At 66.1% G+C, this 14,721-nt stretch carries 9 protein-coding genes and 1 pseudogene; 8 read left to right on the forward strand and 2 right to left on the reverse strand.

What is annotated here, in order from left to right; genetic code table 11:
• From ER13_RS18920 to ER13_RS01565, 7 genes and pseudogenes are all read left to right on the forward strand, one after another.
• Positions 1 to 201 (forward strand): annotated as a pseudogene (locus ER13_RS18920) (isoprenylcysteine carboxylmethyltransferase family protein); the annotation flags it as partial.
• A gap of 315 nt (positions 202 to 516) precedes the next feature.
• Complete coding sequence (locus ER13_RS01540; RefSeq protein WP_052004684.1) at positions 517 to 1,614, forward strand: alginate export family protein; 1,098 nt, start codon at positions 517 to 519, stop codon at positions 1,612 to 1,614.
• 15 nt (positions 1,615 to 1,629) lie between these two features.
• Positions 1,630 to 3,234 carry a cbb3-type cytochrome c oxidase subunit I gene (locus tag ER13_RS01545; RefSeq protein WP_035305690.1) on the forward strand — a complete coding sequence of 535 codons (1,605 nt, stop codon included), beginning with the start codon at positions 1,630 to 1,632 and terminating at the stop codon, positions 3,232 to 3,234.
• Positions 3,231 to 3,851, forward strand: coding sequence for a cbb3-type cytochrome c oxidase subunit II (locus ER13_RS01550; RefSeq protein ID WP_035305693.1), 621 nt, complete (start codon positions 3,231 to 3,233; stop codon positions 3,849 to 3,851). Before ER13_RS01545 ends, ER13_RS01550 begins: the two co-directional genes overlap by 4 nt.
• On the forward strand, positions 3,848 to 5,080 hold the full coding sequence (locus tag ER13_RS17535; RefSeq protein WP_052004686.1) for a c-type cytochrome: 1,233 nt from the start codon (positions 3,848 to 3,850) through the stop codon (positions 5,078 to 5,080). Before ER13_RS01550 ends, ER13_RS17535 begins: the two co-directional genes overlap by 4 nt.
• Before the next feature lie 2 nt (positions 5,081 to 5,082).
• Complete coding sequence (locus ER13_RS01560) at positions 5,083 to 6,108, forward strand: c-type cytochrome (protein WP_052004688.1); 1,026 nt, start codon at positions 5,083 to 5,085, stop codon at positions 6,106 to 6,108.
• Positions 6,105 to 8,207 carry a cation-translocating P-type ATPase gene (locus tag ER13_RS01565; RefSeq protein WP_035305696.1) on the forward strand — a complete coding sequence of 701 codons (2,103 nt, stop codon included), beginning with the start codon at positions 6,105 to 6,107 and terminating at the stop codon, positions 8,205 to 8,207. The genes ER13_RS01560 and ER13_RS01565 overlap by 4 nt, the downstream gene beginning before the upstream one ends.
• A gap of 529 nt (positions 8,208 to 8,736) precedes the next feature.
• On the opposite strand, the gene ER13_RS01570 is transcribed toward ER13_RS01565, so the two are convergent.
• Both ER13_RS01570 and ER13_RS18925 read right to left on the reverse strand, forming a co-directional pair.
• Complete coding sequence (locus ER13_RS01570; RefSeq protein WP_035305698.1) at positions 8,737 to 9,558, reverse strand: hypothetical protein; 822 nt, start codon at positions 9,556 to 9,558, stop codon at positions 8,737 to 8,739.
• Between the two features lie 248 nt (positions 9,559 to 9,806).
• A complete protein-coding gene (locus ER13_RS18925; RefSeq protein WP_035305702.1) occupies positions 9,807 to 11,930 on the reverse strand; it encodes an ATP-binding protein in 2,124 nt (707 codons plus the stop codon).
• 204 nt (positions 11,931 to 12,134) lie between these two features.
• Between ER13_RS18925 and ER13_RS01580 the strand changes: the two genes are divergently transcribed.
• Entirely contained in the window at positions 12,135 to 14,567 is a 2,433-nt protein-coding gene (locus ER13_RS01580) for an NACHT domain-containing NTPase (protein WP_035305704.1), read from the forward strand.
• Positions 14,568 to 14,721 lie beyond the last annotated feature (154 nt).

Raw genomic sequence — 14,721 nt, forward strand, 5'->3', positions numbered from 1 at the left:
CTGCTGTGGTTCGGCTCCGCCGTCGTCTCCGACACTGCGTGTTTGTTGGTGGCCGCGCCCGCCGCCTCTTTCTCCGCTGACCGCCTCGCCATCCGGCGCGAGGACCGACACCTGACGGCCCTCTTCGGGCCAGCCTGGTCCGCCTACGCCGATCGCGTGGACCGCTGGTTTGGGCGGCGGATGCCGTCGCAATCACCTTAAGGCTGGCTTAAGCTTGGCCCGGCCTGTTGCGACAAAACGCAGCAGGAAACGACGATGGGAGACATCAAGAGGCCCGCGCCAACCACGGGAACGCTTGTCCGGTGCTGATGGGCCTCCTCATGAGCGGTGCGATCGCCGCCGCCGGGCAACCCACGGACGCCCAGGATAGCTGGCGCGTCTCCGGATCGGCGCGCGCGCGGGGAGAGACGCTGTCAGGCCAGTTTTGTCCGATGGCGGAGCCAAGCGACGCCGTCCTGACGACGCGGCTGACGCTGGCCGTCGAGCGGGATGTGGGTCACGTGACGTTCGGGCGAGGTGTTCGATTCGCGGGCGTTCGGGCAAGGTCCGCTGTCGTCGGTCGGCGTTGGCGAGGTCAATGCGCTGGAGTTGGTTCAGGCCTACGCCAAGATCCGTCTCGGCGCGCGACGTGAGCGGACACTGAAACTCGGCCGCTTCACCATGGATCTGGGTTCCAAGCGTTTCGTTTCTCGCCAGAATTTTCGCAACACCACCAACGCCTATACCGGCGCCCGTTTCGACACGCCCCTGGCCGACGGCGCGCTGACGGCCTTCTGGGTCATGCCGCAGGTGCGGTTGCCGGACGACAGGGCCGCCATCGAGGACAATCGGATCGCGTGGGATCGAGAGAGTTCCAACCTGCAGTTCGCCGGCCTGTTTTGGACTCGCGACCTCGGCCAGCGGCGGTCGCTCGACCTCTATGTCTACGGCCTGACCGAAAGCGATGACGCGGACCAGCAGACCCGAAACCGCCGGCTGGCGACGCCCGGCGTCCGTTGGCGCCATTCGCCGGCGGCCGGGGCGTGGGATGTCGAGGTCGAGGCGGCGGCCCAGGTCGGTCAGGTCCGGCGCTCGGCCTCGCCCGCAGACACCCAGGATGTGGATGTCAGGGCGGGCTTCATTCATCTGGAGGCGGGACGTACCTTCGCCCACGACTGGTCGCCGAGACTCGCCGCCCAGTTCGACAATGTCACGGGCGATGGGGGACGGGGCGACTATGGCCGGTTCGACACCCTGTACGGCGCACGCCGCTTCGAGTTCGGCCCCGCCGGTCTCTACGGCCCGGTCTCGCGCGCCAACCTCGTGTCGCCCGGCGTTCGCCTCGAGGTAAAGCCCGACCGCAAGCTGGACGGCTTCGTCGCGGTGCGGGGCCTGTGGTTGGAAGACGCGCGCGACAGTCTGGGCGCGACGGGGGTCATCGACCCGTCGAGCGACAGCGGCCGCTTTGGCGGAACTCAGATCGAGGCGCGGGTCCGCTACAAGCTGACCCCCGACGTCACTCTGGAGACCGGCGGCGCCCGGCTCTTCAAGGGCGGCGCCCTGACCGATGCCCCGAACGCGCCGGCGACCGCCGACACCACCTACGGCTATGTGGACGTGACCTATGCCTTCTGACAGAGTCCTCGCCCCATGTCGCTGACCATCGGCCTCCTGCTGGCGCTCAGCTTCCTCGTGTCCTTGCTGGCCCTCGCCTTTCTGATCTGGGCGGTGACGAACCGGCAGCTCCAACTACACCAGGGCCAGGCCTACACCGTCTTCACGCCCGGCGAGGCGGGCACGCCCGACGATGCGACGATGGCCGGCGAGGACACCCAGTCCGTCGGGCCGCATCACTATGACACCGAGCGCGAGGGCATCGATGCGGTCTCGCGCCGCCCCGTGATGATCCTGATCGGCAGCGGCATCACCTGGCTGGTCATCGGCTCCATTTTCGGCCTGATGGCCTCGCTGAAGCTGCACTGGCCGGACTGGCTGACGGACGTCGCGCCGCTGACCTTTGGCCGGGTCCGCACGCTTCATCTGAATCTCGTGATCTATGGCTGGCTGTCGATGACCGGCATCGGCGTGGCGCTCTGGATCGCCCCGCGCATCTTTCATACGGAGCTGCGACATCCCCGACTGCCTGTGATCGGGGCCGTGCTCTGGAACATCGCCGTGGCCTGCGGCGCTCTGGCGATCGCCTCGGGCTGGACGGATGGCGAGGAATGGCTGGAGATCCCCTGGCAGATCGATGGGCTGTTGGCCCTGGCCGGGGCCTTCTTCGTCTGGCCGCTTCTCCACACAGCACTACGGCGCAACGTGGACCACATCTATGTGACCGGTTGGTACTATCTCGGGGCGCTGTGCTGGTTCCCCATTCTGTTCTTCATCGCCAATCTGCCGGGCATCCATTCGGGCGTGCAGGAGGCGACGGTCAACTGGTGGTTCGCCCACAATGTCCTGGGGCTCTGGCTGACCCCGCTGGGCGTTGGCGCGGCCTATTATTTCATTCCCAAGATCATCGGCAAACCCATCTACTCCTACAGCCTGTCGCTGCTCGGCTTCTGGGCGCTCGCCTTGTTCTACAGTCAGGTCGGCATCCACCATCTGATCGGCGGTCCGGTGCCGACCTGGGTGGTGACCCTGTCGATCGTCCACAGTGTGATGATGTTCGTTCCGGTGATCGCCGTGGCCATCAACCAGCACGTCACGGTCGCCCGCAACCTGTGGGCCTTCAAGGCCTCGGTCCCTCTGCGGTTCATCTCGCTGGGGGCGGTCATGTATACCCTGGCGTCCTTCCAGGGGTCGATCGAAGCCTTGCGCACGATCAATACCGTGACCCACTTCACCCAATACACGGTCGGGCACGCCCATCTCGGCGCCTATGGTTTTGTGTCCTTCATACTGTTCGGCGCGGTCTACCACATGGGCCCGCGACTGACGGGACGGCAGTGGCCCGAACCGGCCCTGATCAAGGCCCATTTCTGGCTCGTGGTCATCGGCTTCGCCATCTACTTCTTCGCCCTGACCATCGGCGGCGTGCTGCAGGGTCTGGCCATGCTGGACGCGACGCGCGCCTTCGCCGACAGCGTCACCGTCCTGGCGCCCTATCTTGAGGCCCGGTCTGTCGGCGGCGGGCTGATGACCCTGGGTCACCTCATCTTCGCGGGCCATTTCATAGCCCTGCTGGCCAAGGGCCGCGCGCCCCAGGCCGGGGCCGTCCCCACCGACACCGTTCCGGCGACCACAGCATGAACCGCGTCATTCCTCTGGGCGTCCTCGCCCTCGCCATCCTGGCCTTCGCCACCCTGATGCTGGTCATCCTTCCCGGCATCCAGATCCGCGAGCAAGCGCCCACGCCGGGTCTGCTGCCCTACACGGAGGCGGAGCTTCGGGGACGGGCGGCCTATGTCTCCGAAGGCTGCGTCTATTGTCACAGCCAGCAGCCCCGCGCCCTGGACCAGGCGCCGGACAGCGAACGCGGCTGGGGCCGGGCCGCGGTGGCCTCCGACTATTTCTACGACCAGCCCCATCAACTGGGCACCATGCGCACCGGGCCGGATCTCCAGAATGTGGGCGCGCGACTGCCGAGCGAAGCCTGGCACATGACCCACCTCTATCAGCCGCGCGCGATCTACGACTGGAGCATCATGCCGGCCTATCCTTATCTGTTCGAGGTCAAGGACAAGGCGGCGCCGGGCGACGTTGTCGTTGCGCTGCCGGAACGCTATGCGCCCAAGGGCAAGGTCGTCGTGGCCAGACCGCAGGCGCGCGACCTCGTGGCCTATCTGCGCAGCCTGGACCGGACCTTCCCTGCCCCGCCCACGGCCGTCCGCGACGACGGATACAGCGAAAAGGGCGAGCCGAAATGATCCGCAAAAGGCCGCCTGACGCCCCTCGGCCCCGCGAACCGGACGAGGCCTTCGAACCCTACGAGGAATTCCGGCGCATTCCGCTGCCGGTCTACTGGATCGCCATCGCCCTGGCGATCTGGGGCGCGGTCACCTTGTGGGACAACGCCCAGGCGGTCAGCGTCGGGCGAGAAGAACGCGCCGAGCAGATCGAGGACATCCCCGCCCTCGCCTTGAACAGCGGCGCTCAGGTCTTCGAGGCGCGGTGTTCGACCTGCCATCAGCCCAACGCCGTGGGCGTGCGCAGCGCCATCCCGCCGCTGGCGGGATCCCGGTTCGTCGCCGCCGATCCGGCCGTCATCGTGCAGATCCTGCTGCATGGGATCGACGGCCCGATCGATGTCGGCGGCAAGGTCTTCGACGGCCATATGCCGAGCTTCGCAAGCGTGCTGTCCGACGCCCAATTGGCGCGGGTCGCCACCCATGTCCGCCAGACCTGGGGCGGCGATGACCAAGAGATCACGCCCGCCTTCGTGACGGCGCAGCGCGACCGCTTCCCCGGCCGCGGGGCCTGGCGCGGAGGCGAGGAGCTGGCTCGGGTCGTCGATCCCGGATTGGCGCCTCAACCTCCGGTCGGACCTGTCCGGATCTTCAGTTTCGACGATCCTGGCGTGATGCGTCTGGTCACAGAGGGCCGAGGCGAAGCCTGGGCCTGCGCCTCCTGTCACGGCGCCGCCGGCGAGGGCGGCGCCAACGTGCCCCGACTGGCAGGTCTGCCCGAGGGTTACATCGTCAAACAGCTGCAGGACTATGTCTCGGGCCGCCGTCGCAATGAGACCATGCAGACCGTCGCCGGCGCCCTGAGCGACGCCGACCGACGCGGCCTCGCGCGATACTATTCGGCCCTGCGCACGCCCTCCACAGCGCGGCCGGAGCTTGGCGGCGGACTGAAGCGTGGCGAGCAGCTGGCGCTGTATGGCGACTGGTCCAAGAACCTTCCCGCCTGTTTCAGTTGCCATGGCCCCTCGGGCTTCGGCGTGGCGCCGAACTTCCCCTCCCTGGCGGCCCAGCATCCCGCCTATACGGCCTCGCAGCTGGCCGCTTGGGTCGGGGGGCAGCGCGACAACTCTGACGTCCAGCTGATGAACGAGGTCGCACGCAATCTGTCCGACGCGGACCGACGCGCGATCGCCGACTATCTGGCGACCCTTCCGCCGGTGCCGGCCGCTTCCGATGATGAAAGGCGATGACCATGGATGACGACGCTCCGCCTCCCGCACCGCAGGATCGGCCCGCCAAGGGCCGGTTCGCCCGTGACGTGATCTATGCCGTCGGCGGCGGCTTCGCCCTGTTCGCCATCGCCGCCTACGCCTTTGACGCGGGCTGGCTGCGGGATCGCAAGGCTGGCGAGGCCGACGGCGACAGGAACGTCCACGCAGCCCTGTTCCAGCCGCCGCCGGACAGCGCCATCCCCGACGGGCCGGAAGGCGATGCGATCCGGCGCGGCCAGGCGATCTTCATGAACACCTCGGCCAATGCCTCGGATTTTGTCGGCAACAATCTTTCGTGCTCGAACTGCCACCTCGACGGCGGTCGACGGGCCAACTCGGCGCCCATGTGGGCCGCCTGGACCGTCTATCCCAAATACCGTTCCAAGAATAAGCAGATCAACACCATGGAAGATCGGGTGAAGGGCTGTTTCACCTATTCGATGAACGCCCAGCATTCGCCGACCGGCGGCCCGCCGCCGGCCGGTCACGACGTCTACAAGGACCTGCAAATCTATATGCACTGGCTCGCCACCGGAGCCCCGACGGGCCAAGACTTGGAGGGCGCCGGCTATCCGGAGCTTGAAAAGACCGCGGCGGGTTACGACCCGGCGCGCGGGAGCCGGGTCTACGCCGCCAACTGCGCGACCTGCCATGGTGCGGACGGCCAGGGGCAGTACGACCTGAATGGACGGCCGGTCTTCCCGGCGCTCTGGGGCCCGCGGTCCTATAACTGGGGCGCCGGCATGGCGCGGGTGAACACCGCCGCCGGCTTCATCAAGGCCAATATGCCGCTCGGCCAGAGCGATCGTCTCACAGACCAGCAGGCCTGGGACGTCGCCGCCTTCATCAACAGCCACGAGCGCCCCAAGGATCCCCGCCAGACCGGGACAGTGCAGGAGACGGCCCAAAAGAACCACAGCGGCGAGGAGACGTTTTACGGGCGCACCTACCAGGGCCGTCTGATCGGGGTGGGCACGCCTGAACCGGCCGCTCGCGCCCGGCCTTGAGCGCAGACCCCCGCCAGCAGCTGTTCGCCGTGGACGGCCTCTTCTGCGGCGGGTGCGCGCGCGGTCTAGAGCGTCGGCTTGGCGAAACCGACGGCGTCCTCCTGGCCCGGGTCCACCACCTTTCCGCCTCGGCCCTGGTGCGATGGGACACACAGCGCTGCGATACCGCTCATCTTCGCGCCGTCGTCCGTCAGGCCGGCTATCGCCTGATCGAGCGCGCCGACCCTCAGGATGCGGTGGACCGGTTCGACGGTCAAATCCGCCAGTTGACGCTCAGGCTCGCCGTGTCGGTGGCCTTCGGCATGTGGGCGATGGTCGCAGCGATCGTGATCTATGTGACTCCGAGCCTCGGCGCGAACCTCGGCTGGAGGCTGGCTATCGCCAGCGGTCTGCTGGCCTCGCCGGTGCTTCTCTATGGCGGTTGGGACATCGGCCGCATGGCGATCCGATCCCTGCGTCTCCGCGCGCCCGGGCTAGACCTCCTGGTCACGCTCGGCGTTCTGGGCGCCGTGGCGGCCTCGCTCGTTCATCTGGGGGCCGGCGATCGCCACGTCTACTTCGACACGGCGGTCATGCTGATCACCCTGCTGCTGACCGGACGTCTGATCGAGACCCATATCCGCCGCAGGGCCGCCCAGGGCGTGGTGGCGATGGGCCGTTTGTTCGACGACACGGCCCTGGTCTGGCGGGAGGCGGACGGCTGGCAGGCGGCGCCCAGCGCCAGCCTCCGTCTTGGCGATCTCGTGCGGATCCCTGCCGGCGCCGTAGCGACCGTCGATGGCCTGATCTTGACCGGTAAGAGCCGCCTGAACTCGGCCGTGCTGAACGGCGAATCCGCGCCGCGCGCCATCACTCCGGGAGACCGCATCAGCGCGGGGGCCGTCAATCTCGACCGGATGATCGAAGTCTCGGTTGATCGCGAAGCCGGAGATCGCGACGTGGATCGGATGGGGGGACGGGTGGCCCTAGAACTGGCGACGCGCGGCGGTGACGAGGACCGGATCGCGCGCCTGGCCGGCACGCTGACCCAGGGCCTGATCCTGGCGGCCGTCCTGGTGACGGCAGCGACGCTGGCGGTTATGGCCGACGGGGGCGAGGCGGTGATGCGCGGCCTGGTCGTGCTCCTGGCGGCCTGCCCCTGCGCCCTGGCCCTGGCCGCGCCCCTGGCGCAGGCGCGGCTCTCGGCCAAGGCCGCCGGGCACGGTCTGCGGTTTTCCGATCCCGGCGTCGTCGATCGCATGGCCGGGCTGCGCACCGCCTTTCTGGACAAGACCGGGACCCTGACCCTGGGCCGCCTCGAGGTGGTCGCCGTCGACCCCTGCCCCGGCTGGTCTGTGGCGCAGGTGCTGGACCTGGCGGCGCGTGCGGAGACCGGCATCGCCCATCCCCTTGCGCAGGCCGTCGTCGCCGCCGCGTCGATCGGCGACGCGGTCGTCGTCGGCGGTCAACGCCTGGATCGCGGCGCCGAGACGACGCTGGCGGACGGAACCCACGTCCATGTCGGCGGCGTCGCTAGTTTGCAGGGAGAAACCCGTCTTCGGGTCACCGTGGATGGTCTCGCGGTCGGCGACCTTCTGCTCGCCGATGCGCTGGACCCCAGCGCCGCCGACGGTGTGGCGCAGCTCAAACGGCGAGGATTGCGGGTCGCCATGGCCACCGGCGACGCCGACGGGCCGGCCCTGGCGGTCGCGCAGCGGATCGGCCTGGACGCCGCTGCGGTCCACTGGGGCTGCACCCCCGCCGACAAGGCCGACAGGATCAGGAACACGAGAGGACCTGTGCTCTTCGTCGGCGACGGCGTGAACGACGCCCCCGCCCTGACCGCCGCCGCCTGCGGGGTCTCGGTGGCCCGGGCGCATCCGGCCGCCGCGGCCACGGCGGCGATCGTCATCCTCGAAGGGGGTCTTGAACAGGTCGACGTGGCGCTAAGCCTGGCCGCCGAGACACGCCGCAAAATCCGCCAGAATGTCGTCCTCGCCCTCGCCTACAACATCATCGTCCTGCCCCTGGCGGCTTTGGGCCTGCTTTCTCCCTTGGGGGCCGCAATCGCCATGACCGCGAGTTCCCTGCTGGTGCTGCTGAATGCGTTGCGAGATTGACCGACGGGGCAGTCCGGGGGCCATCCGCCCTCGGCGCCGGACGAACACCGACACCTCATGTCTTGCGTTGAGCGCCGGTTTCGACCCAGCACGGCTGTGGGATTTCGATAGAGGGCCTTTCGCGCGGGCGCTCGGACGACGGGGAACGTCCGGCGATCCTCAGATCTGGAGCCAAGAGACGCCAATGGCTCGGCAGCGATCGCGGGGAAGATGTTGAGCGGAGCACGCTTGTTTCTAGCCCGCCGCTACGAACGATCTGATGGCGATTGCCATGGAGTTCCGCTCAGCAGCCTGCGCCAAAAGTCCGTTCTGCGAATTGGGCGCCCTAAGTCTGATCCGCACGATCCCATCCGCGCATGATGACCCCCTACTCGACGTCAAGATATGCTGATCGCGCATGCCGTCATCCTCCCGCCGAGCGCAGTCAGGAGGATGTGCCCCGGCTTCTTCGGCGCAGCGGTCAGATTCGCTCCGCCGAAAAGACATATATTCATTGGGCGTCACCCGTGGTTGTCTCGATCTGCGCCGGTTAGGGCGCCGCCTGTCGAGGCGCGACCAGCTTAGGGAAGTAGGGCGGCGGCTTGCAGGGCGCGCCGGCGATCAGCGGATGCACCTTGGCGAGTTTCACACCGAGGCATTGCGTTACGAAATCGCCCGCGTCATAGGCCCCTGGCGCGCCTTCAAATGACTGGTGGTGATAGACGGCGTTTCGCGCATCCCGGATGCGGTCGAGCCAAGTCACCGCGAGTTGCTTCGGAACCATTTGCCCCTTGAAGACGAACTTGGGCGCGAAGAGCGACCAGTGGTCCTCAATCAGGAAGACGAGGTGTCCGAAGTCGCAGGCTGTCAGGAGCTCGTTCCCGGTGCGAAAGCTGGTGACCGCGACCTTCTTGTCGATCAGGGACTGCAGGATTCGCCCCATTCGGTAGGGAATCTCGCGGTTGATGTCGACGTTGCCGATGCGCGTCACCGACCGGGGATCCCACGCGCTCGACATCAGCCCTTTGAGTACAGGGTTCCACCAACCTTGGATGCCGTAGTGGGTCTCCAGCTCGACGGCGAGGCTCGCGCGCAGGGCGGTCTCGACCGTGTGGAACATCGGGAACATCTGAGCGTGCTCAGCGACCTTGCGATTGTAGATTCGGTAGATCGCGTCGCGGATATCGCCCTCAGCCGGTTCTTCCGGCAGCTTCTTTTTCGCGGTCGCCGCGATCTCCTGGATGGCGCCGCTCAAAAGCTGCGAGCTGACGACCGACAGGTCCGTTCGGAGACGGTCGATTACGGCTTGGTCGGGTCGCTGCGGCAGGGCGTCGATGAGGGCGTTCAGGGATTCTGTGATAGACTTGGTCACGCGCCGACGCCCCCGCTCCAGCCCGGCGCATTGACGAACCGGGAAACAAACCTCATATTCACGGCACTCCAGCCACGTCGTTCCGTGGGTTCGTTACCAGCCGCAAGGCTGGCGTGGAATGAGTCTAAACAGACTTCCAAGGGCCGCCGCGAGGCGGCCCTTCTACTTTGGGCCTCGATCCGAGCGGTCAGGCCGTCGCCTTCCACCTCGTGCGTCGAGACCGGATCGGTCACGGCTCCACCAAGGGTTCAAGTCTTGAGCGAGAGCTGCAGCTTGTCCTGATAGACCCTGATGCGCTTTTTCGCCCTGGCGACGACGTCGTCGTAGAAGAGGATTTCGGAATAGGTCTCGCCCAGTTGTCGCCTGGCCACCGGGTCGCGGAGCTCACCTGAGGAAAACCAGCCCGTGCCGGTCGGAAACTGGGTCCAGGTCTCGCCGAGCCGCAGCGGGTTGAGCGTGTCGCCGATCAGATAGCAGTAGAAACGGTTGAGCTTGCCGCCGGACTTGGCCGCAAGGAGATGGGCGTACTCCCGCAGGTCGCCGGTGTGATCGTCCATCGACACGCCAGGCGCCTTGAACTCGACAATGATCGCCGACCCCTCCTTGCTGAAGAGCGCGATATCGGGGCGTTTCGCGGCATGGTCATTGGAACGCTCGACCAACAGCTTGGCGAACTCGCGATCGATATCGTCCTCGAAGACGGTCTCGTCCCCCTCCCAGACGATACTGGCCAGCGGAACATCCGACGCGATGTAGTCGTAGTACTGGTAATCCTCGCTCAGCAGCCAGATGTCGTGATCGGTGACGTCGGTGCTGTCCCGCCGCATCGGGAAGAAAATGCTGTGAATGATCCGTTCGTCCTTGCGGCGGACACCATCCGCCAACGACTGCATGGCGAGGTTCTTGCCGCAGGCCAGGGCGAGAATTTCCACGATGGCGGCGCGGCGAACGACGAGCTGGGACAGGTTCGCCATGTCGAAATTCTTGAGCGACGAGGTGTACTTCCAGGCCAGCTGGTTGATCTTCGCACGGAACTCCTCGGAATCCGGTTCGGCGCGGATGATCTCCTCCTTCAAGTCGAAGATTTCCGCCGTCTCCTCGATGACCCGCTCCTGGTACTTCTTGAGCACGCGCTCGACCACGGACTGCGCCGGCTCGCCATAGACGATGCGCGTCGAGGTGTCGGCCAACATGGCTTCGCTCACACCGAACTGGTCGGTGAGCTCCTTGATCACGACCTCCTTCGTCCAATCCGCCGGAACGACCATCTCCTCGATCACGGGATCGATGGCGGCATGGATGTCGGCGTAGGAGAGGGGGTCCGAGGCGAAGAGGTCCGTGGTCGGGATCTCGGCGGGAATGTCGTCGAAGCCGTCGCGCTGTTCGTTCACCCGTTGGTCGAGGAAGTCGCTCTCCACGAGGACGATGTGGTGAAAGCCGCCGACAGGGTTGTTCTGCTCGGTCTTCGTACGGAGGTAATAGCCTGTGATGTCCTGCACCGGAGAGGATTTGGCGCAGAAGGCGATCGCATTCCTGGGCAGGCCGAACTCGGCGGCGTCCAGCTGATAATGCGAGAGCCGGAAGGTCTGATGGACCCCGGTCCCCTCGCCCGTCGACGGATTCCGCTCCTCGACCTCTACCGACCGTGTCGCGGTCACTTTCGGAAGATCGGCCCGCTTCAGCACTTCTGTGTTGGCGTCGCCGTCGCCATGGCGGGTCACAAAGGCGATGCCGAAATCCCCCAGGCGTTCATCCAGCCCGACGAGACGCTGGAGGAAGGCCATGAGCATCTGACGCTTCAGCGCTGCAGCGGAGAAGAGCGTGCTGGGGGCCGCCCCCGCGAAGCGCGGCCGCGCCGTCTCCTTGAAGGCGCCGAGCGACAGCGCCGTGCCGATAACCGTCTCAGCGCCGGGCGTTTCCGAGAAGTCCTCGAAATCGATCTGCTTGGTCGGCTCGGCATAATCCATGCGACGATGGATCGCCTCCCCGCCCCGCCTGAACGTGCTCTCGATCGATAGCGAACCGAAGTAGTGGAAATACTGAATGCGCCCCGCGCCCTTACACTTGCCGATCCCGGCGATGTGCAGGTCGTCCTTGTATGACGTGTCCTTGGTGAGGAACGCCTTCAGCTGATCGTCACCGAGCCCGCAACCGTTGTCGCGACAGCGCACCGACATCACCTCGAGCTCGCCGAACAGATCGCTCGTCCTGAACACCACGTCCACACGGACATCGAGCGCCGGCGCCGAAGGCTCGGCATCCTTCCGGATCAGGTAGGAGTCGATGGCATTCGAGATCAGTTCCTCGAACACAACATAGGGGTTCGTACTGAGCTTCGTATTCTTGATGCTGCCCCGGATATCGAGCGTCATAGTCGTGTCGGCCCGTCTTCGAGGTGTCGCCCTTCCCTCTCCAGACCAGCGCCCAGAGGGCAAGTCAAGACGACTTTCTTCGCTCCACGAGACGTCCGCGACCGCACCTGGCGCAGGCGAACGACTCTGGAACACTCGCGCAATGCGGGTATCATCGCCCCTCGTTCAAGCCGCTGGAATCACTCCGGCGGATCGGGGGAAGTCTTGACGGCGTTCGAAATCCAGAATGAGAACCGGAACCCGGGCTCCGCTCTTCGGAACGAGGCGGCGAACTACCTCAGCGGTCTCTACGGAAACGGCCGCACCGAGATCCTGATCGCTGGAAAGAAGGTCGACGGCGTTTTCGAGCGAGACGACTTCGGAAGCCGCGAGACGATCATCCTTGAGGCGAAGGACTACGCGCGCCCCCTCCATCGGGACGACCTCAAAGCAATCTGGTCGGACTATGAGACGGTTCTGGATGAAGTGCGGCCGGCCAAGCTTCTGGTCATCTCCCGTCACGGTCTGGCTCCCGGCGCACAGGCCTATCTCGATACCCGCCCGCCGATGCGGCACCGCACGATCTGGGAGCTGGAAGACGAGGTGCTGGGCCTGCGACCTCACACCCAGGCGATGGCGGCCGCCTTTGAGGAGGGCGGGCTCAGCCGGTTCTACATCGAGGCCCGAGCCGCCGAGGTCGCGTATGATGCCGACATGGCCGAATCCGAAGGCGAGGTCGTCGGTCTGATCGACGAGGTCGTGGCATGGCTGGCTACGGAAGACCCCACGCCGCTGGCGATCCTCGGCGGTTACGGGGCCGGCAAATCGAGTTTCGCCAAACGCCTCGTGACGCAGCAGGCGGCGCAGGCTCTGACGGATCCCAGCGCTCGCCGTCCGATCCTGATCAAGCTCGGCGGGCTGTCCCGCTACAGCGATCTGGAGGGCTTCCTCGGCGCGATGCTGACGAGTCAGCACAATGTCCGGGGATACAACTTCACCCGCTTCCTGGACTTCAACAGCAAGGGCCGTTTCCTGATCGTCCTCGACGGCTTCGACGAGATGAAGCACGCGATGTCCTTCTCGGAGTTCCGCGCGCAGGTCGGTCAGTTCAATCAGCTCATCACACCGGGGGCGAAGGTGGTTCTGCTGGGCCGCCCCTCCGCATTCACCACCGACGCCGAACACCACTATGTACTGAAAGGGCGCATCCCTGCGCAGGATCGCTGGCGCAAGCTGCCGGGCTGGCCCGAGTTCAGGGAGTACCGCCTCGCCGATTTCAGCGACGCGGAGCGCGATCTCTTCATCGCCGGCTTTCTGGCCTATCAGGCCGGAACCTCGGGCGATGGGGGTGCGGATGCGGAGTGGGTCGACAAGCGTCGCCAGGAGGTGTCCGAACTCGCGGCGGCGGACCCTGCGGTTTTCGGACGCCCCGTCCATCTGAAAATCCTCGCCGAAATGGCGGCGGACCGCGAACAGGATCTGACCCGACTGCGCCGAAGCCCGTCGCGCTGGTCGCTTTATGATGAGTTCTTTCAGTCGCTGGCGCGCCGTGAGGCCGAGAAGCCCGCCCGCACCCCCATCGGCGAGAAAGATCGACTTCGTTTCCTGGCCGAACTCGCCTTTTGGCTTTGGAGAGATCGGGCCGCAGCAACGAGCTTCGTCGCGGAGGTCATTCCATCGGACCTTCTCGCGGACTTGCCGGATGGAGACGCGCACGAGGTCGAACACAAGCGTCGGGAGTATCTCGCCGGGGCCTTCCTGGAGCGGAAAGCCGGCGACATCTATTATTTCCCGCACCGGTCGTTCGCCGAATTCCTCGTGGCCTCCCGGATGTTGAGCTGCCCGCCGCAGGCAGGCGACCATGTCCTCTACGGGACCCTCGCGCAGGAGGGCGTTCTGGAGTTTCTCCAGACCCCCGAAAACCAGCCCCGCCTCCGCGCCTGGGCGGAAACCTTCGTCTCGGCGCAGGGCTCGCTCCGGCCGAGTTACATCCGCCTTTTGATCGATGCTTTCGGCGGACCAAACCCGCTCATCCAGCACATTCCTTCAACCTACTGGACATTGCCGATCCGACTGATCGGCGGATCGTTGAAGATCGATCCGTCGAACCTGGCGCCTCTGCGGACCGCGATGATGCAGGCTCGCGTTCCCGAGCTGGCGCTCGCACTGCAGTTGCTCGAGCCTCACGGCGTTCTCGCCTCTGAAGACACTGTCCGTCAGGCGCTGGAGCCGATGATCGCCGGCGTCCTGATCGAACGAACCCTGGGACACGTCCGAGAGCTGCCGCAGAATGATCGGCTCTCGGTCGATGGCGAAGAGGGCGAGCGCATGCGTGCGCTTGCGACCGCGGGGGTAAAGGAAATCGCGGCCGGCCGCACAGGGCGCGTGGTGTCCATGAACTGGCTTGGACTGCTTGAAGGGGCCTGGGCGGCGAGCCAGGCGCACGGCGTCGTCCTCAAGACCCACGCCCCTCAACAAGCCTCGGGTTACCCACCCCTCGAACTGCCTCTCGATGTCGTGCTCTCGACGATCCCGGTGGCATCCCGCCCACGGATTCAAGGGTTTCTGCATAAGCTTTCCGACCTGCGGCACATCATCGTTGTCGCGCGCCGTAACCCGCGCACGATCGCAGCGGATCGGCCAATCCGGAGGCCCTGAATTCCGCTCGCGCGAAGCCCTTCCCGGCGTCGTGCGGCGCGGTTGTGCAGGCGACGCGCGATCATCGGAGAATGGCCGACCGAGGCCGTGGGTGCGTGGTGAGGTGACGTGGGCGCCGAACGTTTGCACCTGATCGACGGACCGGGACCGCCGA

It is taken from the genome of Brevundimonas sp. EAKA (genome assembly GCF_000698025.1).
Classification (GTDB): domain Bacteria; phylum Pseudomonadota; class Alphaproteobacteria; order Caulobacterales; family Caulobacteraceae; genus Brevundimonas; species Brevundimonas mediterranea_A.

Bases quoted from the DNA above. Each gene is read 5' to 3' on its own strand.
- ER13_RS17535 (WP_052004686.1), top strand. From the start codon at position 3,848: ATGATCCGCAAAAGGCCGCCTGACGCCCCTCGGCCCCGCGAACCGGAC.
- ER13_RS01560 (WP_052004688.1), top strand. From the start codon at position 5,083: ATGGATGACGACGCTCCGCCTCCCGCACCGCAGGATCGGCCCGCCAAG.
- ER13_RS01545 (WP_035305690.1), top strand. From the start codon at position 1,630: ATGTCGCTGACCATCGGCCTCCTGCTGGCGCTCAGCTTCCTCGTGTCC.
- ER13_RS01550 (WP_035305693.1), top strand. From the start codon at position 3,231: ATGAACCGCGTCATTCCTCTGGGCGTCCTCGCCCTCGCCATCCTGGCC.
- ER13_RS18925 (WP_035305702.1), bottom strand. From the start codon at position 11,930: ATGACGCTCGATATCCGGGGCAGCATCAAGAATACGAAGCTCAGTACG.